18 protein-coding genes and 1 pseudogene are annotated in these 20,159 nt (G+C 63.8%); 13 read left to right on the forward strand and 6 right to left on the reverse strand.

Annotated elements, in window-relative coordinates:
• The first annotated feature begins 3 nt into the window (after positions 1-3).
• The 4 genes from P6U24_RS00045 to P6U24_RS00060 all read left to right on the forward strand — a co-directional run bounded on the left by P6U24_RS00045 (position 4) and on the right by P6U24_RS00060 (position 4,995).
• Positions 4-933 (forward strand): GH25 family lysozyme, encoded by a 930-nt coding sequence (locus P6U24_RS00045; protein ID WP_407157192.1) that lies wholly within the window; start codon positions 4-6, stop codon positions 931-933.
• A gap of 386 nt (positions 934-1,319) precedes the next feature.
• A complete protein-coding gene (murA, locus tag P6U24_RS00050; RefSeq protein ID WP_407157193.1) occupies positions 1,320-2,615 on the forward strand; it encodes a UDP-N-acetylglucosamine 1-carboxyvinyltransferase in 1,296 nt (431 codons plus the stop codon).
• A 16-nt stretch (positions 2,616-2,631) separates the two neighbouring features.
• Positions 2,632-3,570, forward strand: coding sequence for a hypothetical protein (locus tag P6U24_RS00055; protein WP_407157194.1), 939 nt, complete (start codon positions 2,632-2,634; stop codon positions 3,568-3,570).
• A 111-nt stretch (positions 3,571-3,681) separates the two neighbouring features.
• Positions 3,682-4,995 carry an MATE family efflux transporter gene (locus P6U24_RS00060; protein WP_407160716.1) on the forward strand — a complete coding sequence of 438 codons (1,314 nt, stop codon included), beginning with the start codon at positions 3,682-3,684 and terminating at the stop codon, positions 4,993-4,995.
• Positions 4,996-5,000: 5 nt separating this feature from the next.
• On the opposite strand, the gene P6U24_RS00065 is transcribed toward P6U24_RS00060, so the two are convergent.
• Positions 5,001-6,152: an FUSC family protein gene (locus P6U24_RS00065; protein WP_407157195.1), complete on the reverse strand. Its 1,152-nt coding sequence runs from the start codon at positions 6,150-6,152 to the stop codon at positions 5,001-5,003.
• A gap of 123 nt (positions 6,153-6,275) precedes the next feature.
• Here P6U24_RS00065 and P6U24_RS00070 point away from each other — a divergent pair, with 123 nt between their 5' ends.
• Positions 6,276-7,649: an MmgE/PrpD family protein gene (locus tag P6U24_RS00070; RefSeq protein ID WP_407157196.1), complete on the forward strand. Its 1,374-nt coding sequence runs from the start codon at positions 6,276-6,278 to the stop codon at positions 7,647-7,649.
• Positions 7,650-7,847: 198 nt separating this feature from the next.
• Here the strand turns inward: P6U24_RS00070 and P6U24_RS00075 are convergent, their stop codons facing one another.
• Positions 7,848-9,269: a serine hydrolase domain-containing protein gene (locus P6U24_RS00075; protein ID WP_407157197.1), complete on the reverse strand. Its 1,422-nt coding sequence runs from the start codon at positions 9,267-9,269 to the stop codon at positions 7,848-7,850.
• Positions 9,270-9,395: 126 nt separating this feature from the next.
• Entirely contained in the window at positions 9,396-10,439 is a 1,044-nt protein-coding gene (locus P6U24_RS00080; RefSeq protein WP_407157198.1) for a helix-turn-helix domain-containing protein, read from the reverse strand.
• A gap of 164 nt (positions 10,440-10,603) precedes the next feature.
• Between P6U24_RS00080 and P6U24_RS00085 the strand changes: the two genes are divergently transcribed.
• The 3 genes from P6U24_RS00085 (at position 10,604) to P6U24_RS00095 (ending at position 13,197) form a co-directional block, all read left to right on the forward strand.
• On the forward strand, positions 10,604-11,521 hold the full coding sequence (locus P6U24_RS00085) for a pirin family protein (RefSeq protein ID WP_407157199.1): 918 nt from the start codon (positions 10,604-10,606) through the stop codon (positions 11,519-11,521).
• Positions 11,522-11,642: 121 nt separating this feature from the next.
• Entirely contained in the window at positions 11,643-12,563 is a 921-nt protein-coding gene (locus tag P6U24_RS00090) for a phosphoribosylaminoimidazolesuccinocarboxamide synthase (RefSeq protein ID WP_407157200.1), read from the forward strand.
• A 298-nt stretch (positions 12,564-12,861) separates the two neighbouring features.
• The gene (locus P6U24_RS00095) at positions 12,862-13,197 is read left to right on the forward strand and encodes a CBS domain-containing protein (protein ID WP_407157201.1); all 336 of its coding nucleotides are present in this window, start codon (positions 12,862-12,864) and stop codon (positions 13,195-13,197) included.
• Between the two features lie 108 nt (positions 13,198-13,305).
• Here P6U24_RS00095 and P6U24_RS00100 read toward each other — a convergent pair whose 3' ends face one another.
• From P6U24_RS00100 to P6U24_RS00110, 3 genes are all read right to left on the reverse strand, one after another.
• Positions 13,306-13,524 (reverse strand): hypothetical protein, encoded by a 219-nt coding sequence (locus P6U24_RS00100; RefSeq protein WP_407157202.1) that lies wholly within the window; start codon positions 13,522-13,524, stop codon positions 13,306-13,308.
• Positions 13,525-13,906: 382 nt separating this feature from the next.
• On the reverse strand, positions 13,907-14,365 hold the full coding sequence (locus P6U24_RS00105) for a nuclear transport factor 2 family protein (protein WP_407157203.1): 459 nt from the start codon (positions 14,363-14,365) through the stop codon (positions 13,907-13,909).
• A gap of 119 nt (positions 14,366-14,484) precedes the next feature.
• A complete protein-coding gene (locus P6U24_RS00110; RefSeq protein ID WP_407157204.1) occupies positions 14,485-15,036 on the reverse strand; it encodes a protoglobin domain-containing protein in 552 nt (183 codons plus the stop codon).
• 513 nt (positions 15,037-15,549) lie between these two features.
• Between P6U24_RS00110 and P6U24_RS00115 the strand changes: the two genes are divergently transcribed.
• The 5 genes and pseudogenes from P6U24_RS00115 to P6U24_RS00135 all read left to right on the forward strand — a co-directional run.
• A complete protein-coding gene (locus P6U24_RS00115; RefSeq protein ID WP_407157205.1) occupies positions 15,550-15,981 on the forward strand; it encodes an ATP-binding cassette domain-containing protein in 432 nt (143 codons plus the stop codon).
• Between the two features lie 60 nt (positions 15,982-16,041).
• On the forward strand, positions 16,042-16,296 hold the full coding sequence (locus P6U24_RS00120; RefSeq protein WP_407157206.1) for a hypothetical protein: 255 nt from the start codon (positions 16,042-16,044) through the stop codon (positions 16,294-16,296).
• A gap of 85 nt (positions 16,297-16,381) precedes the next feature.
• Positions 16,382-17,683, forward strand: a complete 1,302-nt coding sequence (locus P6U24_RS00125) for an ABC transporter permease subunit (protein ID WP_407157207.1) — start codon at positions 16,382-16,384, stop codon at positions 17,681-17,683.
• Positions 17,656-18,381 carry a hypothetical protein gene (locus P6U24_RS00130; protein WP_407157208.1) on the forward strand — a complete coding sequence of 242 codons (726 nt, stop codon included), beginning with the start codon at positions 17,656-17,658 and terminating at the stop codon, positions 18,379-18,381. Before P6U24_RS00125 ends, P6U24_RS00130 begins: the two co-directional genes overlap by 28 nt.
• A gap of 270 nt (positions 18,382-18,651) precedes the next feature.
• Positions 18,652-19,888 (forward strand): annotated as a pseudogene (locus P6U24_RS00135) (MFS transporter); the annotation flags it as partial.
• Positions 19,889-20,159 lie beyond the last annotated feature (271 nt).

The raw sequence follows: 20,159 nt of genomic DNA on the forward strand, positions 1-20,159 counted from the left end.
GCCATGAGACCCGCATTGGAATTAGCTGTCAGCGGCCAAGCCACCGCGAATGTGAGAGTCAATCTGAGGCAAGGCTTGCCCAGCATTCGATCACCCGTGCTGCGCAAGCTGAATGCCGGCACAACGATTTCGATCCAAGGGGTCGTGATCGGCGATAGCGTTCAGGGCAACGCTCACTGGTACCGAACCGCAGACGGAGCGTATGCCTGGGCTGGTGCCTTTTCTCCCATTCGCGAGATGGACCTCACGCCGGCGTCCGCAAGCCCGCCCGTGCCGCATATGGATGCGGATCCCAGCTTGAATCGAGTGCCGCTGGTGGTCGACATCTATCACGGGGATGGCGTCGTGAGCTTCGATCAGGCGTTTGCGGCAGGGTTGCGAGGCGTGATTCACAAGGCGACCACCGGCGCATCGGGCACGGACGATGCCTACAAGCGGCGGCGCGATCTTGCGACACGCGCCGGGCTTCTTTGGGGAGCGACGCATTGGGGCACAGCTCATTCACCCATCAGCGATCAGGTCGACAACTTCCTCAGGTGGGCTGATCCCGACAAGGACACGCTTGTTGCCCTTGACTACGAACGCGACGAGGGAAACCAGATGACTCTCGAAGGCGCACGCGAGTTTCTGCAACTCGTCAATGACAGGCTCAAGCGAAAGGCTGTTCTCTACAGCGGAGATACCGTCAAGAGCGCCCTTGGCAAGAAGAGCGATCCATTTTTCGGCTCTCACAGGCTTTGGCTTGCGCAATACGGCAGCAATCCGACCGTGCATCGAAGCTGGAAGAGCTATTGGTTATGGCAATACACCGATGGCGAGAAGGGGCCAGGCCGCAAGACAGTCCCCGGCATTCCCGGAGATCGGCTCAATCGCCTTGACTGCGATCACTTTCCGGGAGGGCTGGACGAGCTGAAAGCCCAGTGGGCTGGATAATCGAGCGGACACAGCACGCACTCGCAGACCCGCCGGTCTGGAGGAACAGACGCTGCCCTTTCTGCTGGCTCGAGGGCGGCGGTTCGATCTTGGTTTGGATGACGGCTCCTGGTCTTGGCGCCCATCGCGGTTCCCCAATCCCGCGCAAGTCCGCGCCAGGCGCCGTGACCATCGACGACGCGTGACGGAGCCTGATTTTTCTCCGCCGGACCGTTCTCAGCCGCTCGTGATTCTGTTACTGGATTTCGCGGCCGTAAGACCCACGGCCACGCCATTGCGCCGGCGTCGCACCTCCAGTGCCAGCGTTCTCGCCCGGCTTTTCCGTCGTCTTTCCGAAGCGGACGTCGGCAACGGCCCACACGCTTCGAACAACGGACCTCACGCCCATGGCGCCGATCCAATATATCGTCGAGGGCGGCCACCGGTTGAAGGGCGCCATCGAGCCCTCCGGCAACAAGAATGCGGCACTACCGATCATCGCCGCCGCGCTGCTGACCGAACATCCGGTCACGCTCGACAACGTGCCGCGCATCCGCGACACCGAGACGCTGGTCGAACTGGTCCGCTCGGTCGGCGCTTCCGCGGAATGGCGCGGGCGGAACAGGCTGGCGATCCATGCCAAGGAGATCCGCGCCGCCGACCTCGACCCCGACCTCTGCGCCCGCATCCGCGCCTCGATCCTGCTCGCCGGACCCCTGCTCGCCCGCTGCGGCCAGGTGGCGCTGCCGCCGCCAGGCGGCGATGTGATCGGCCGGCGCCGTCTCGACACCCATTTCCTGGCGTTCGAGCAGCTCGGCGCCACCGTGACCGCGACCGACAAGATCGAGCTGCGCGCCTCCAAGCTGAAGGGCGCCGATGTCTTTCTCGACGAGCCCAGCGTCACCGCGACCGAGAACGCGCTCGTCGCGGCCGTCGCCGCGGATGGCACCACCTACTTGCGCAACGCCGCGTCCGAGCCGCATGTGCAGGACCTCGCGCATTTCCTGGTCGCACTCGGCGCCAATATCGAGGGCATCGGCACCAACACCATGGTGATCCATGGCTCGGCCACGCTCGGCCAGGCGAGCTACGCTATCCAGCCCGACCATATCGAGGTCGGCTCGCTGATCGGCCTTGCCGCCGTGACGCGCTCGCCTTTGCGCATCGTGCGAGCCGGTACCGAGCATCTGCGCTCGATCCGGATGGGATTCGAGCGGCTCGGCATCATCTGCGAGGTCACGGGGGATGACCTGATCGTGCCGTCCGACCAGACGCTGAAGATCAAGGACGATTTCGGCGGTCACGTGCCGAAGCTGGAGGACCAGCCCTGGCCCGCCTTCCCCGCCGATCTGATGTCGATCGCGATCGTCACCGCGAGCCAGTGTGCCGGCGTGATCCTGATGTTCGAGAAGATGTTCGAATCGCGGATGTTCTTCGTCGACAAACTGATCTCGATGGGCGCGCGCATCGTGCTGTGCGATCCGCATCGCGCCATCGTCGCAGGTCCCAGCCGCCTGCGCGGCGCGGCGATGAGCTCGCCCGATATCCGCGCCGGCATGGCGATGCTGCTCGCCGCGGCCTGTGCCGAAGGCACCTCGACGATCAACAACGCCGACCAGATCGAGCGCGGCTATGAGCGCATCGACGAGCGGCTGACCGCGCTCGGCGCCAAGATCGCTCGCGTGCCGGAGCGCGGCCGATAGTCGCGTCTCCGGAGCGATGACCGGCCAAGCGAGCCGTCGTCTTGCCTTCGACCGCCTGGTCCACTCGGACTGGAGCGCCAACGCAAGCAAGCGCTGGAGCGCGATCGCAATTCGCGCCAGCAGCGGTTGGCGGATCGAACGGATCGCGCAGACACCGCCCGCGGAGACGTTTCTCGACGAGCTGTTTGGTCACGCGAAGCCAACGCTTGCGGGCTTTGATTTCCCGATCGGCCTGCCGCTGGTCTCGCTCGCAAGGCTGGAAACCGGCTTCCGTGAGTTCGTCTGCTCGCCGCAAGCACAGCGCTTTCTCGAACCTGCCGACTCCCTGCTCGACGTCTCGCCAATCCGGCCGTTCTATCGCAAGCATCCTGCCGGCGCGCGGCGCGAGCATCTGCTCCGCGCACTCCAATGCACCGCGTTCGACGAGCTGCTGCGCGTCTGTGACCGTCCGACGCCCCACCGCTCCCGCGCCGAATCGCTCTTCTGGACCGTCGGCGCCAAGCAGGTCGGCAAGGCCGCGCTCGCCGGCTGGCGGGACATCGTGATTCCGGCGCTGTTGCGCGGTGCGGCGCTGTGGCCGTTCGACGGGACGCTGTCGGACCTGCAGGCCAATGCGCTCAGCATAGCCGAGACCTATCCAGCAGAAGCGTACCAGCACATCGGCATGCGGCGGACGATCGGCAAGCGCACGCAGGTGGGACGCCAGCAAGGCTGCGCCGCGATCCGTGCATGGGCCGGCAAACAATGCATTGCATTTTCGTCTGACGTCGAGCAAATGATGCACGATGGCTTCGGCCCGCGACCAGACGGCGAGGACCCGTTCGATGCACTGGCCGGGCTCTGCGGCATGATCGAGGTCGCCTGTGGCCGTCGCGCCGAGGCGCCGGTGACACCGCCCTTGTCATATCCACGCGAAGGCTGGATTCTGGGGCAGATCGATCTCCCCACCGCGTAGCTGCTCTTCGCGCGCGGGCAACACACTGCGTAATATTCAATGACCTTGCCGGACCGCCATCAACGGTCGCCCGCCGTGCCCTCTCGCTCGCAGGCGATTGTCGCCGAGCTGATGGAGACAGTGCGTCTTGCCGCGCCGATGGCGCTGACGCAGCTGTCGCAGATCGCGATGATGACGACCGATCTTGCCTTCATCGGCCGGCTCGGCGGCGATGCGATCGCGGCCACGGCGCTGGCCGGCACGATCTACTTCGTGAGCTTCACCTTCGGCATGGGGTTGATGTCAGCGGTCGCACCGCTGGCCGCGCATGCGTTCGGCGCCGGCGACGCGCCTTTGGTGCGGCGTTCCGTGCGTGCCGGATTGTGGGTGGGTCTTTTTGTCGCCCTGCCGATCATGGCGTTCCCGCTGCGGGGTGAAGCCATCCTGCTCGCCCTTGGACAGGCGGAGCTGCCCGCGCGGCTCGCCCAGGACTATCTGTTCGGTCTCGCATGGGGCGTGGCGCCGGCGCTGTGGTTCATTGCGCTGCGCGGCTTCATGGGCGCGGTGAACCGGCCGGAGCCCGTTTTGTGGATCACGCTCGCCGCGATCCCGATCAATGCGCTTCTGGTCTATCCCCTGCTGTACGGCGCATGGGGATTGCCGGCGCTCGGACTGTTCGGCGCCGGGCTCGCGACCTCGCTGGTCAATCTCGGCACGTTCCTGGCAGGTCTGTGGTTCACGACTCGCAGGACTCCGTTCCGCGACTATCACATGCTGATGCGTCTTTGGCGCATCGACTGGAGCCTCGTGCGCCAGACGGTCGTGATCGGCGCGCCGATCTCGCTGGCCTTCCTGCTCGAATACGGCGTGTTCTCCGCCGCGGGCCTGCTGATGGGCTTGATCGGCACGAGCGCGCTTGCAGGGCATCAGGTCGCGCTGCAGATCGTCGCGATCCTGTTCATGATCCCTTACGGCATCAGCATGGCGGCAACAGTGCGGGTCGGCCACGCGGCCGGACGTCATGATGCCGCAGGCATCAGGCGCGCCGGATTCACCGCGATGCTGCTCGGCCTCGCGATCATCGCGCTGCTGACTCTGATCGTGCTCGCGGCCCGGTTTCCGATCGTGCATCTCTTCCTCGGCGAGGATGTCGCTGACGTCGATGCAACGGTCGAGCTTGCCACCACCCTGCTCGCGGTCGGCGCCAGCTTCTTTATCACCGATGCGCTGCAGAGCATCGCGGCCGGCGCGCTGCGCGGCATTAAGGACACGCGCATTCCGCTGCTGTTCGCGGTGATCGGCTATTGGCTGATCGGATTTCCGGCCTGCTATGCCCTCGCCTTCCATTCACCGCTCGGCGCGCCCGGCATCTGGGTCGGGCTGTCGATCGGCACGGCGGTGTACGCAACCCTCTTGGTGTTGCGCTTTCTGCGGTTGACCCGATAGCGCGCTCAGGCACCGGCCGTATCCGGCGTCTCCTCGTGATCGGAGCGGCTCGCCGTCTTCGCCGGGCGCGGCACATCGGCCCATTCCGCCACGACCCGTTCGAGATCGATCAGGTTCTGCCGCATTCCCTCCAGCGAAAAGCCGAGTGCGAAGAACCGCTCGGCGGCATCGCCCGGCATGCCGCGCGTCAGGCCCTCGCTGCGCACCAAGGCGACCTGCTCGGCATAGGCCTTCACCGCAGTGTGGATCGGCCAGATCGGCGGCGGGCTGGTACCGGCACGCATCGCCTGCGCGCAGCCGCGCAAATATCCCGCGATGGCCTCGCTGACTTTCGCCAGCGGTGCCGCAAGCCGCATCTGGAGCTCCGACGGCAGGGGCACCACGCTGGCACGCCCGATCATCACCACGTCGTGGCGCAACCGCAGGATGGTGCGCAGCAGCGGCCCGGTATCGGCGCCAGAGGACAGCCGCGCCGCGCGTTCGCGCTCGGCCTCGGCGCCTGTCGTGTTCAGCGCGACCAGCGCAGTCCCGATGCCGTCTTGGATCCGGTGCAGCGCGTCGTTGTCGCGGCCACGCGACAGGCCGGCGAGCAGTTCGGTGAATGCCGCCGCAATCAACTCCAAGAGCCGCCCCGCGGCGCTGCGGATCTGCACATGGGCGCGCGAGGGCAGCACGATGAACGATACGGCAAGGCCGACGAAGGCGCCGACCGAGACTTCGCCGACACGATCGATCGCGGAGGCGAGCGGGTCGATGTGACTCATGACCGGCACCAGCAGCACGATGACGCCGGTCACCATCGCCGCGTTCAGGCTCGGATTGAGCGAGGCGATGAAGGCGAGCGGCGCCACCGTCAGCACCAGCAGCCCGAGCAGCTCCAGCTCGCCGGAATGCTGGATCAGCACCGCAATGGCGCCGCCATAGATCGCGCCGCCGATGGTGCCGAACATGTAGTCCCGCGTCGCCTTCAGCGAGCGGCCGACGCTGCCCTGCGTCACGATCAGCGAGGTCAGCACGGCCCAGAGCGGCAGCCTCAGGTTCAGTGCGCTCGCAATGGCGAATGCGGAGGCGGCCGCGACCGTGCTTCTGACGGCGAGCGCGAGCTGCGCCCGCCTGGCATACAATCGGCCGAACAGCCGCTTGAACTGAGCCTTCATGCGTTCTGCATCTCGATCATACCGACAGCGCTCGACGTGACATTCGGCATGGCAGCCTCCCGCCGCGCCGCTTGAAAGGCGGAATCAGCCCGCCTACCGTGTTTTTCAAAACGAGGAAACACGATGGCTCAGGAAACCGCAACACTGGCCGGCTACGTCGCCGCCCTGAAATTCGGCGATATCCCGCCCGAGGTGCTGGAGCGCGCCAAGGTGCTGACGCTCGATTTCCTCGGCAGCGCAATCCGGGCACGCCGCGAGGCGGAATCGACGCCATCGGTGCTGAAGATGCTGGAGGCGTTGAAGCTCGACTCCACCGGTGAGGCCACCGTATTCGGCGACAGCAGGACCTGGACACCGGCGGTCGCGGCACTGCTCAACGGCGCCATGGGCCATTCGCTCGACTTCGACGACACGCATGCGGATTCCTCGCTGCATCCGAGCGCGCCGGTAGTGCCGGCTGCGTTCGCGGTCGGCGAGATGGTCGGCGCCTCCGGGCGCGAGGTGCTGACCGCGATCGTGGCCGGCTATGAAGTGTGCTGCCGGCTCGGCAACGCGCTCGATCCGAGCTCGCATTATGCGCGCGGCTTCCACCCGACGGCGACCGCCGGCACCTATGGCGCCGCCGCCGCCGCGGCCAAGCTGTTTGGCCTTGACGAGCAGCAGATCGTCTCGGCCTTCGGCGTCTCCGGCAGCCAGGCTGCGGGCTCGCTGCAATTCCTGGTCAACGGCGCCTGGAACAAGCGCTACCAGGTCGGCGCTGCCGCGATGAATGGCGTGATCGCGGCGACGCTTGCGAAGAGTGATTTCGTCGGCGCGACGGAGTCGGTCGAAGGCAGGCATGGCCTTCTGGTCGGCTATACCGACACGCCGCATCCGGGCAAGGCGGTCGCGGGTCTTGGCGCCACCTACGAGACCATGAAGATCGGCGTCAAACCCTATCCGAGCTGCCGTTACACGCATGCAGCGATCGACGCGCTGATCGCCCTGCGCCGCGAGCACAATCTGACGCCGGGCCAGATCAAGCGGGTCGAGATCGGCCTCCACCGCAACGGCATCACGCTGACCGGCGATGCGGCCACCAAGCGGCATCCGACCTCGATCGTCGGCGGCCAATTCTCGATGTTCTTCACCGGCGCGCTGGCGCTCGACCAGGGCCGGTTCGGCTGGGACGATTACAACCGGCTCGGCGATGCCGCTATCAATGCGCTGGCCGATAAGTTCGACGTGGTGCAGGACGACCGCCTGGAGATCGGCCGCACCCATCCGTTCGGCGCACGCGTGTCGATCACGACCGAGGATGGCGGCACGCACGAACGGCTCCACGACGATCCCTCCGGGGAGCCGACCTCGTTTCCGACCACAGAGGCGATGAGCGAGAAGTTTCTCACGCTGGCACGCCCGGTGCTGAACGCCCGCGCGGACAGCTTTGCCGATGCGATCCTCTCGCTGGAACGCTTCGATCGCGTTTCACAGGCAACGGAGTTGGGCAGGCAGTGAGTTTCGGGCCAGGACGACAGCCACGGTCCCCCCTCTCCCCTTGTGGGAGAGGGTGGCTCGCCGCGTAGCGGCGAGACGGGTGAGGGGTCTCTCTCCGCGAGCGGGTCTCTTGTGATGTGAGTTTGCGGAAGCAACCCCTCATCCGGCGCTTCGCGCCACCTTCTCCCACAAGGGGAGAAGGGAAGTGAGCGATGCCAGCTAATCACCCTTCGCCACCTTCATTCCCTTCGTTGCCTTCACCACATCGCTGACCAAGTCCGACACTCCATCGGCACCGAGCGGCCAATTCACGGTGCGGCCGAAGCGCGCGATCACCAGATGCTCGGACGGAATGATGATGACATATTGCCCCATCGTGCCCTTGGCGAAGAAGGCATCGCGCGGCCAACCATGGTCGATGCGGTGGCGCGCGCCGAAGCTGTCATCGCGATTGGTCCAGAAGCCGGCGCCATAGCCGACGAAGGCATTTGGCGTCGGCGCGGCCGAATAGTCGACCCAGCCCTCGGGCAGGATGCGCTTCCCACCGATCACGCCATCATGCAGGTAGAGCAAGCCGAAGCGCGCCCAATCGCGCGCCGAGGCCAGCATCTGGCTCGATCCCTCGACCGTGCCGGACGCATCGACTTGCAAGGTGACGTGATCCATTCCGAGCGGAGCGAACAGCTCGTGGCGCGCAAAGCGCAGCGCATCATCAGGCCCGCCGCCGCTTGCGTTCCTGATCAATTGCGACAGGATCAGGTAGTTGCCGTCGTGATAGTTCCAGGCCGTGCCGGGCGCGGTCGCGAGCGGAAAGCCCTCCGCGAATGCAGCCATGTCGTTCTCGCCGAACATGCGGTTGACCGGCTGCAGCGCCGATAACAGCGAGGCCTCCAGCGAGCTTCCGAGCGCGAGCCCTGCGGTGTGGCGCAGCAGCTGATCGACGGTGACGGCATGGCGCGGATCATTCTGATGCTGCCATGCCGCGACGGGTGCTGGGGCCTGCGGCGCCAATTTGTGCTCGCGCACCAGGATGCCGATCAGGGCCGAGATCACTGACTTGGTCGCGGAAAAGCCGAGCAGCGGCGCGTCGACGCCGTAGCCATTGGCGTAGCGCTCGGCGATGACGCGGCCGTTCTTGACCACGACCACCGCATGGGTGCGCCGGAATGGAGGCGCATCGGGCTCGGCAAAGGCGCGGTCGAGTGCAGCGGAGAGCTCCGGCGTCACTGGGGCCACCGGCGAGGACGGCGCGATCTCCGGCAACAGCGGTGGCGCGCGTTCGTCCGAGGGCACAGTCACCTTGGCGATGCCATCGCCATGATCGAGCGTGCAGCCGATACTGTCGCGATAGACCGCGCGACTGCGACCGACGCCGAGCAGGCCCGCCGTGACTTCTCGCGTCACGCGATCGACATGCGTCGTCATCGCGGAGGTGAGCAGCCGTGTGCCCGGCATCGCGTCGGTAGTTTCGGCGAGCACAGCGCCGGGGTCGAGGCCGGAGACAAAGGTCTCCGCGCACAGCAGGCTGGCGACAAAGCCGGTGGCGACCTGCGGTACGTCGCGGGCGCGCGCGATGCCGTACCCCAGCAGGCCGAGCACGGTGGCGGATGTGGCGATCAGGAATAGACGACGGTGGGTCATGGCGGTCTCCGGCAGGATGAAGGCCGCGGACCATTGCCGCTCCCGCCCTTGCCGGCTCGCCGATGTTGAAATTCCCCTCTCTGAAAGCTGAAACCGGCTTTCAGATTCCGAAATTCGCCAATGATATCAGACGGCGAATGCCTTCCTTCGGTATTCGCTCGGGGTGAGCCCCGTGGTTTCCTTGAAGGCGCGGTTGAACGGCCCGAGCGACTGGAAGCCCGCGTCCATCGCGATGGTGATGACCGGTACCTCGGCCTGGCCAGGATCGGCCAGTGCCGCCTTGGCCTCTGCGATGCGGTGGTCGTTCAGGAACGCATTGAAATTGCGATAGCCGAGCCGCTGGTTGATCAGTCGCCGCAGCCGGTATTCCGGGATGGAGAGCCGCACCGCCAGGGTGCCGATGGTGACGTTCTCCTGCCGGTAAATCCGCTCGTCCGCCATCAGCCGCGTCAGGGCGTCGATCAGCTTGCGGTCGGCGGCGCTCATTGGATCTGCGACAGCGATCACCGGCTCTGCTGTCGTGAACAGATCACGCGTGTCGACCCGCAGCAGTGTCACCGTGATCGCGGCGACGACCAGCACCAGCAGCGCGGCATTGACGACGTTGGCGACCTCCGCCGTCTGACCACCCGATGCTGCGACCTGCAGCAGCGCGTTGACGCCGCCATAGAGCATGGCCGCTGCGACCAGGAAAGCGCGCAGCCGGCGGCGGCCTTCCACCAAGTCTGATGGCCACGAGCGCACCGTCTGGATCAGCGCCAGCGCGATGAAGCCGAGCGCCAGCAGATTGTTCGCGACGATCGCAAACCGCTCACCCATGACAGGCGCGAGCCACAGGCAATCGACAAAGCTGAATGTCGTGACCGCGAGCCAGACCAGTGCGTGGACCGGCCGCAGCACGAAAGCGTCATCGAACATCGCGCGGCAGAACAGCCACAGCACCACGCCGGTGCCGGTGGAGAGCGCGATCAGCAGCACATACCACAGCGCAATAGCGCCGGCCGTTCCGATATTGAACGTGACGGCATGCGCGACCGTGCCGACCGCAAGCGCAATGGTAAGCCTCCCGGCTACGCTCCTGCGGGCATCCCGCAGCAGCACCGCGGCAAGCACCAGCAGCAAGGCGATCGCCGCACTGCGTAGCGCGATATCGAGAGAGACAAGCGACATATTGGTCCGGACCGAAGCTTTCCGCCGGGAACATTAGCCGAGTTCGCCGTGGCGTTCAAAATCCGGGCATTTCCGCCAGGACGACAGCTATCTGCGGCGCCATGGCTTGGACGGACGACATGTCAAGCTGCTAATGTTGCGGCCTGCACGACGAGGAGGTGCTCATGAGCTGGATGCCGTCGAACGATCCCGTATTGGGTGATCCCTTAAGCTGCGACGCGCTCGACCTTGTCATCGTGCCGCGCACCCGCGACCTGGGCGACGGGTTTGCGGTGCGCCGCGCGCTGCCGCATGGCAGGCGCCAGATGGTCGGGCCCTTCATCTTCTTCGATCATTTCGGCCCGGTGCAGTTCATCGCCGGCAAGGGCATGGATGTGCGGCCGCATCCGCATATCGGGCTCGCCACCGTCACCTATCTGTTCGACGGCGCCATCATGCATCGCGACAGCGAGGGCAATGTGCAGGAGATCCAGCCGGGCGCGATGAACCTGATGACCGCCGGCCGCGGCATCGCCCATTCCGAGCGCACGCCGGATGTGCAGCGCGCGAGCGGCCAGCAGATGCTGGGCCTGCAGAGCTGGATCGCGTTGCCGGTGGAATCAGAGGAGATTGCGCCGAGCTTCCAGCATTATGCCGCGGGCGATCTGCCGACCGTACAGGACACCGGTTTCTCGGCGCGCGTGATCGCCGGCAAGGCGTTCGGCGCGGCCTCGCCGGTATCGATGGTCTCGCCCTGGTTCTATGTCGAGGTGACGGCGCAGGCCGGCACCAGCGTGCCGCTCGACCCCGATCACGAGGAGCGCGCGATCTATCTGGTCGACGGCGAGATCGAGATCGCGCGCGAGCGCTACGAAGGGCCGCGGCTCCTGATCTTCCGCCCCGGCGACGCCATCACCGTGCGCGTGATCAAGCCGACCCGGATGATGTTCCTCGGCGGCGACGCGCTGGAGGGGCCGCGCCACATCTGGTGGAATTTCGTCTCCTCCAGCCAGAAGCGGATCGAGCAGGCCAAGCAGGACTGGAAAACCGGGCGCTTTGCCGCCGTTCCGCAGGAGCATGAGTTCATTCCGCTGCCGGAATAGGCTAGAGCACGGTGAGATGAGATTGATCCGGTGCTGCTCGGACGGTCCGGCTCTCCCCGATGGGTAGAGGTGAGGCGAAATCCTGGCCGTGGCCGCTCTTCCAAGATTTGAAAGCCCGCCCATGACCACGCTCCTCGCCAGCAATCTGCCGCTTCCCCGCATCGGAAAGGGCAAGGTCCGCGACATCTATGCCGTCGGCGAGGACCGCGTGCTGCTACTCACCACCGACCGCATCTCCGCCTTCGATGTGGTGATGGCCGAGACCATCCCGATGAAAGGCGCGGTACTGACGCAGATCTCGGCCTACTGGTTCAACGAGCTCGAAGGCGTGGTGCCGCATCACATGATCTCGGCCGATGCTGACGTCATCATCGCCGAGGTGCCGGCGCTGAAGGCGCATCGCAGCGAGATCCTGGGGCGCGCCATGCTGTGCAGGCGCACCACCGTATTTCCGATCGAGTGCGTGATCCGCGGCTATCTCTCCGGCTCGGCCTGGAAGGAATATGCGGCCGAAGGCACCCTGGCCGGTGAGAAGCTGCCGGCAGGCCTGGTCGAGAGCGAGAAGCTGGAGCCCGCGATCTTCAGCCCGGCGACCAAGGCCGAGAGCGGCCATGACGAGAACATCACGATTGCACGCATGCGCGAGGTGGTCGGCGACGATGTCGCCCATCAGCTCGAGAGCATGACGCGCGCGGTCTATACGCTCGGAGAGACACTCGCCCGCGCGAGGGGCATCATCATCGCCGACACCAAATTCGAGTTCGGTCGCGATAGGGATGGCCGCATCATCCTGATCGATGAGGTGATGACGCCGGACTCATCGCGCTTCTGGGCGGTCGACGCTTACAAGCCCGGCCAGCCGCAGCCGAGCTTCGATAAGCAACCCTTGCGCGACTATCTCGATGTCGAGCGCAAGGCCGGCCGCTGGAACGGCGATGCGCCGCCCCCGCCTCTGCCGCAGAGCGTGGTCGAGGCCACCAGCAAGCGCTATCTGGAGGCGTACCGGCGAGTGACGGGCAAGGAACTGGAATTGGCGGTTTGAGCTGGTCGCGCGCCTCGTTTTGCTCGCGCCATCCCGTATGTCGCTTCGACATCGTCGAGGCGCATCCGCGCGACATTCTGGCACGATCCAATTCGGACCCGTAACAGTCGAAGCAATCTCGGCCCGGCCTTGCCGGCAACCAGTTTTCAGAACGGGCTTCAGAGACGCTTACGATCATTGCGGTGGGCGTGAAGTCAGAACCCCACCTGCCTTTGGAACGCGCGACTGCCACGTCCGTTGAGACCGAGCAGCGACAAGGGCCCGCACTTGCCTCAGGGAACTGGCAGAGGAGGTCACCATGAAAAAGATCAGCGATGTGATGACACGCGATGCCAAACTCGTAAATCCCAACGATACGATCCAGGACGCAGCAAAGCTGATGAAGGCATGCGATTGCGGCGTATTGCCTGTGAGTGACGGCGACCGGCTCGTCGGCATGATCACCGACCGCGATATCGTCGCGGGAGGTGAATATCAGGATTGGGAAGGCGCGAAGGCCTTCTGGGCTGTTCAAAGCTATGATCCGGAGACGGGCCGGTGGGAGACCATGCCGCGGATGCAGCTCGCTCATCACGGGTTCGCGGCCGGATTGGTTGGCAACATTTTGCATGTAGCCGGCGGCGGTTTCCAGTGAGACGGTATGCCAACCGTGAATACCAAGACTGCCGTTCACGAGACGCTGCAAATCACGCCTTGATCCGCCCCGATTCAGCAGCCGCAGGCACGATTTCGGCGCGCCCTTTCATTCGTCGTTCGAGACGCCCCTGTTCACGTTGCTCAACAGATCGCCCAACTCCGAGACATCTGCAGGATGTGCTTTCGACCAGTTTTGGCTTTCCGCGAGATGCTCGTAATGATCAGCCATGCTGATCAGCCGGCGGCGGATCGTCTTATCCGTTTCCTTGTCCGCCCAATCTCTCAGTTCACTCGCTCGCTCTGCGAGAGCTGCACTGTCGATCATCGCTGCCTCCTTTTGACCCTGGCGCAGCATTACGAGCCATCGGTTCTTGCAACGCATCCGCCGGCCCCAGCGTTCCGCGGCTGCGGCAAGGGGGAATAGTCAAATCATGAACGCGCGACCCCAGCGGATTGGAGTTCCCGGCGCGGTCACCAAAAGATTAAAATTGACCTCCGCTCGGAACGGTCGTCGAAGTCATCCGTTAGCAAGTCGGTGAGCGGCCGACGGGAATGGCGAAGCCAGAGCGAAAGCTGCGGATAAGCGGACCAAACGTGTCGTTCACAAGCCCCGCCAGGTTACTACGTCAGTAACCGGCGGGGTGCTTGTTTTGAGGCCTGTGGTTCAGGTTTGCACGTCGAGCGCTTTTGCGGCGAGCCGCGGAGCATCATTCGCCATGGCCGCGATGATATTCGTTGCGCTGAAGCACGCGAAAACCGAACCAGCCCCAATAGACGCAGTGCCGCTGGATCAGACCATCGTCGTTGAGATCCATCGCCTCCACAAAGTCCATCTGTTCACCCTTGCCGGCATCGCGCGGATACTCCCACATCAGCCGCTTGCCGTCTGTGAGATAACCGGTTCGATAGTACTGGCGCACCGGAGGCTTCCTGACCGCAAGCAGGTCGAACAGCGGCCGCATTTCTTTGTGCCCGCGTAAGTATCCCCGGTCGATGCCCAGCAGGTGCGGCACGAGCGGGCTCTCGAACCAGGCATCTTCAGCATAGAGTGCAAGCAGGCCATCCGCATCATTGTGCGACAGCGCATCATTCCAGGCAAAATACATGCGTTCGACCGGCGTAGAGCCAGCTGTGACCAAATTTCTCGGCAGCGCTCTGTCATCCATGGTTCGCTCCTTCCTGCTCCTGAATTGCGGACAACTCTCGTTCGCAAATGAACTAACAGGCACGCCTCAGAAGTCGCCTTCGCGGATGTAAGGCTGCACCCAGAGGGTTGCCTGAAGGATCATCGATTTCCACCAGGCATCGTACATTCGGTTGACGATGTCGGGGGATGACCGTTCTTGGCCAGAAACGGCCTCATCGGCACGACGATCGTCGCGCAAAACGCCAGCAGGTCGCGCGCGCGAATGTGGCCCAGTGTGTGTCCGTGGTCCGTCTTGTTCTTCTTGGAGCGATGATGCCTCAGTCCGATCTCGTACTGATAGTCGAGCCAGGCTTGATCGTATTTGGCTCGCGCCGTGTCGGTGACCCATTTGCCAAACCGCTTTGCGACCGCCTTTGCGTATTCCGTGTCCACTTCGTGCGTGTTTGGATCTTCATCATAGGCACGAAGGTGAGGGTGATCGAAGATGACACCACGCCAGACTTTCAGCAGGTCTTCCACCTGGTCGGCGAGGATGTGCTCCGACATGCGGAGATAAACCACGTCCTCCTCTGAAAACAGCGCCGACTTCTTCAGTTCCTCCCATTCGGCGAGAGAGATCGGCGACTTGGCGACCTCATCAGTTCCGTAATCGTAACCTGGGATCTTCTGCTGTTTGCCCGCGGCATCCATCGCTCGTCCTCCTTCTTGTCCACAGCAGGAATATTGGATCCAGCTCTCCCCTTGGGTTGATTGGCTCCGAAGCGCAGTGATGCGCATGCCCCGGCAGATCGGATTTGGCGGTGCTTCGATGCAGGGCAACCATATGCGGGCCGAACGCCTGGACGTACGGGACGTTGCAAGGAAACGACCAGCAAAGCGGGATACGTGGTCTCCTGTTGACGCAGGCCTCGTGCCATCGCGTCACATGCCAAACCTGGTGGTGAACGCGGCGGTCGAATGCGGCACTACTCGCCGCACGATCCGGCCCTTGCGACACAATCTGTGTAGCGGGCTGGAGAGCTGTGAATGGGGAACTTGATCAACCTGAAGTGAACAGGCCACCAAGTCCGCAAATCTCGCTTCTTGCTGGTTCCTGATTGACAAGCAGTGCCGCTTTGGCAAAGTCGAGGGCCTGGGGATGGCGATCTCCCCACGAGGCGACATGCCCAAGCATCGCGTCCGGATTTCCGAGAAGGACGCAGCATGTCAACCGTCAGCGACAGGTCTTCGCCAGATCGTTCAGAACCCTTGCTGAGCGTAAGAGGCCTGACCAAGCGCTATGGAAGCGGCGGCGCCGCTATCGACGGTGTGACATTCTCTGCTGTCGCAGGCGAAATCCTTGGCATCATCGGCCCAAACGGCGCCGGCAAGACGACGCTGCTGGAAGCCGTTGCTGGACTGCTACCGGTGAACTCAGGCGACGTCTTTTGGCGGGGCGAGCCGTTGCACGCAAGCCGTCGGCGCACCGTGTTGTTCTACCTCCCTGACGGCGTCCGCCCCTACCAAGACCAGTCGGCAGCGCAGGTTGTGTCATTTGTCGGCAGAGTCTTTCGTCGCTCGGACGCCGATATTACGTGGACCGTCGAAGCCCTCGGATTGCAGCCGGTGCTTCGACAGCGCGTGCACGCGCTGTGAAAAGGCTATGCCCGGCGCCTGATGCTGACTATCGGACTGCTCGCGCCGCACGACCTGTTGTTGATGGACGAGCCGTTTGATGGATTCGACTTGCGGCAAACGCGCGATGTCATGGACCTATTGCGTCGTCAGACGGCGAGCGGACGCACGCTGATCCTCTCAATTCATCAGTTGCCGGATGCTGAGCGAGTCTGTGACCGCTTCGTCCTGCTCTCGGCAGGCCAAGTGCGTGGGTCTGGAGGACTTGTGGACCTCCGTGCGCTGACTGGACTGCCGAGCGGCTCGCTGGAGGACATCTTCCTTGCGCTCACGTGAGGCATATGCACGGTCGACCGCACCGTTCGTTCCGCTGCTCGCAAAGGAGTTTCGCGAGATTACGGCCGGGCGAGCGCTTTGGACCATGTTGCTGCTGGTCTGTCCGCTCGTTGGTTACAGCTTCGTCCAGGCAGTCTCGCTCTACAGCGAGTCAAGCGCCGCGGCCCTCCAGTCGCCGGTCCTGGCGAGGAGCCTGTCTCCGCTCGATGGAATCCTGGTTCCGACATTCGGCGCTTTCTATGTTGCGGTAACGCTGTTGTTTCCTTTCGTGGCGATCCGGGTGCTGGGCCAGGAGAAGGAAAGTGGCGCATTGCGCCTGCTGATCCAATTGCCTTACCGGCCTTCGATGCTGCTCGCCGCAAAGTTCTGCGCTGTGCTGACAGGGTGGCTCATGGTGAGCATTCCTGCGCTTTCCACGTTGGCCGCGTGGGCCATATTGGGCGGCCATCTGGCTGCGGCAGAGACGTTAAACCTTCTGTTCGGTCATTTGCTCTACGGTGTTCTAGTGGGCGCCATTGGGCTGTTCACCGCAGGCATCTCCGACAATTCGGCCACTGCTGCGATTATCGCGCTCGCTGTCACGATCGGATCATGGCTGCTGGATTTCACGCTCGCGGGCCGCTCAGGCCTGTCGGCCTGGCTTGCGCAACTGTCGCTGACCCAGGCGCTGCGTCCGTTCGAGCAGGGGCTTCTCTCGGCCGGCCTGGTGCTCGGCATCGCCGCTGTCATTGGCGGACTTGCTGCGCTAACAGCTGTTTGGCTCCCTCCTGCTACGACGGTGCGGACGAAAATCGCCCGCTCCGGCTCTTGTGTCCTTGTGATTGCCGTTGTGCTCGCCGTCGCGGCGCAGATCAGGACGTCCGTGGATCTCAGTGAGGATCGTCGTAACTCCTTTTCGCGCGCAGATGAACGGCTGCTCGCAACGCTTCGACGCCCCTTGGTCGTTAGGGTCAATCTCGCTGCCGAAGACCCGCGTTACATCGACCTTCGGCGGAACGTTCTCGCGAAGCTCGAGCGGGTCATGCCTGACGTCACCGTCATCCTCGCGAGCGAGCGGCCGAACATTGCCAATCAAGCGGACGCCTATGGCCAGATCGAATATGTCTACGGCGATCGAACCGACGTAAGCCGCTCAACCAGCCCTCGGGAGATACTGCCGCTGCTATATGCGCTTGCGGGCACGCAGCCGCCGGAGCCTGTCGTCGGCGACGAGTACATCGGTTATCCCTTGGTCGCCAGCGCTGATCCGACGCTGCTGTGGTTCTTCGGCGGACTACCGCTCCTGATCGTGCTCGCCTGGCGACATATTCGCCGGCTCCCTTCAGACAGAGGCTCTCTCTTTCACCAAGGAGTTAAGCCATGCATGCCAGCAAGAGATTCAGAGTAGTCATTCTCGCGGCGATCGGTTTTGCGGCGCTGGCGTTGCCCAGCTTGGCCGCAGAGCCCATCAAGATCGACTTCTCGAATGAAACCACCGGCGGGGAGCCAAAGTCGCTGGTGCCAGTGGTGGGCTTTTGGAGAATCGAGGAGGACCGCGGCAAGAAGGTTCTCACGGTCGATGGCCGCCAGTGGAAAGAAGGACAATCGTCGGCAGGCATCGCCGACAAAGCGCGCGCGCTCTACGGGGAGCGCTACGCAGAGTTTCTCGACCGCGTCCAGGCATACGCCTACTACCCGTACGTGGTTGCGCCGATGATTGATAATTTCAGCGATGGCGAGATTTCGGTGCGCTTTGAAGGTCTATCCGGCCGCATCGACCAGGGCGCCGGCATTCTATTCAACCTCAAGCCAAGCGGGGACTACCTGACAGTCCGCGCGAACTGTCTGGAGAATAACATCGTGCTGTGGAAGTTCGAGAACGGCAAGCGCTCGTCGGTCAAGTGGGTCCGCAATACGCCGACCGCCACGCGGGAGTGGCATGACCTTAAGATCCGCGTCAACGGGACCAAGGTGGAAGGCTATCTCGATGGCAAGCTCTATCTGGAGCACACGCTGGCACAACCGGTCTCGGGCCGGATCGGGCTCTGGTCGAAGGCCGACAGCCACATGTATTTCGCGGACTACACGGTAGCCGCCAGCAATTGAACGAGGCACCGGCGGATCGTGGATGGCGCCTTGACAAATACGGGCGTCGCGCCTGACCTCTCCCAAACGGGGAAGCGATCTCCCCACGAGGCGACATGCCCAAGAATCGCGTCCGGTTTTCCAACGAGGACGCTGCATGTCTGCCGTTGAGCTCATTCCCTCGACATCTTTACGCGCCGCCGTTTCCGCGGAGGGATCTGCTCAGCCTTCACGCAGCGCATGCGCGATTGCCTGGCTGCCAACGACTAAGACGTTGGAGGCGCTGGGCAGATGAGCACTCGGCCAGACACCATCCAGGACGTGGAACCGCCGCTGAAACCGCACTCAGCAATTGCGCTGCTGTTCGGAGCTCGCGCCGCGCGCGGGCTCGGTGACGGTTTTGCCACGATCCTTCTGCCGGCCTACCTCGTCGAGCTGAACTACTCCCCCTTCCAGATCGGCGTGGTTGCCACCGCCGCCCTGCTGGGGACCGCGATCCTCACGTTGGGCGTTGGTTGGCTGGGAGGTCATCGCGACCTGCGCACGCTCTTGCTGCTCAGCGCGCTCACGATGATGCTGACCGGTCTGGCGTTTCCGTTCGCGGAGGCGTTTCCGTTCGTCCTCGTTCTGGCCTTTGTTGGCACAATCAATCCCTCGCCAGGAGACATCGGAATCTTTGTGCCGCTCGAGCACACGCTGCTGTCGCGCGATGCGAGCGACCAGAAACGGACGCAGGTCTTTGCCCGCTACAGCCTGATTGGCGGGCTCTCGGCCGCGACGGGCGCTTTGGTGGCCACGGCGCCTGACCTTCTTGTTTCGTTTGACGTGCCGAGACTCGCTGCCCTGAAGTCCATGTTCTTCGTCTATACCGCCCTTGGCCTCATCGGCGCTGCGCTCTATCGACTATTGCCGATATCGCCACCCGCAACAGACGCAGGACCGAAAGCTTCAGTGCTTGGCCCGTCCCGACGCATTGTCTACCGGCTTGCGGCTCTCTTCAGTGTAGATGCATTTGCGGGAGGCTTTGCTGTCCAATCGCTGGTCGCTCTGTGGCTGTTCGAGCGCTTCGACCTCTCGCTGTCGAGCGCGAGCCTCTTCTTTTTCTGGTCCAACACGCTTTCCGCCTTTTCCTATCCGCTGGCCGCAAGGCTGTCGCAGCGGTTCGGGCTGATCAACACAATGGTGTTCACGCATATCCCATCAAGCATCTGCCTGATCGCGGCTACTCTCACTGCGAACCTGACGGCTGTACTGGTCTTGCTCTCGATCCGGGCAGCGCTTTCGCAGATGGATGTGCCGACACGCACCTCCTATGTGATGGCGGTTGTTACTCCCGAGGAGCGCCCGGCCGCCGCCAGCGTGACAGCCGTCCCGCGCAGCCTTGCCTCTTCCATCAGTCCTAGTCTGGCTGGCGCAATGCTCGGCACCGCATTTTCGGGGCTCCCCCCTTGTCATCTGCGGTGCTCTGAAGATCGCCTATGATATCGCCCTGCTTCTGTCGTTCCGTCACATCAAACCGCCCGAAGAAGCCGAACCGGCAGGCAGACAAGTGGCGGGGCGGACTGAGCAGACTTCAAGGCGCGGGGGCATTCACGATGACAGTCGTTAAAGAACGCCGAGATCTCGTTGCAGCAGCGGCCTAGACCGCCCTGCTGGCCAGCGCGCCCGTCCTTGCGCAGGGCAATCAACCGACAGGAGCCAAGGCGATGCCATATCAGGCCAAGTCAAGGCCATTCTATCCGAAATCCATCACGGGCATTTCGGAGAAGGTGCTCGTGAGCCACTACGAGAACAACCAT

Origin of the sequence: Bradyrhizobium sp. STM 3557 (assembly GCF_045571465.1) — a bacterium.
GTDB lineage: Bacteria > Pseudomonadota > Alphaproteobacteria > Rhizobiales > Xanthobacteraceae > Bradyrhizobium.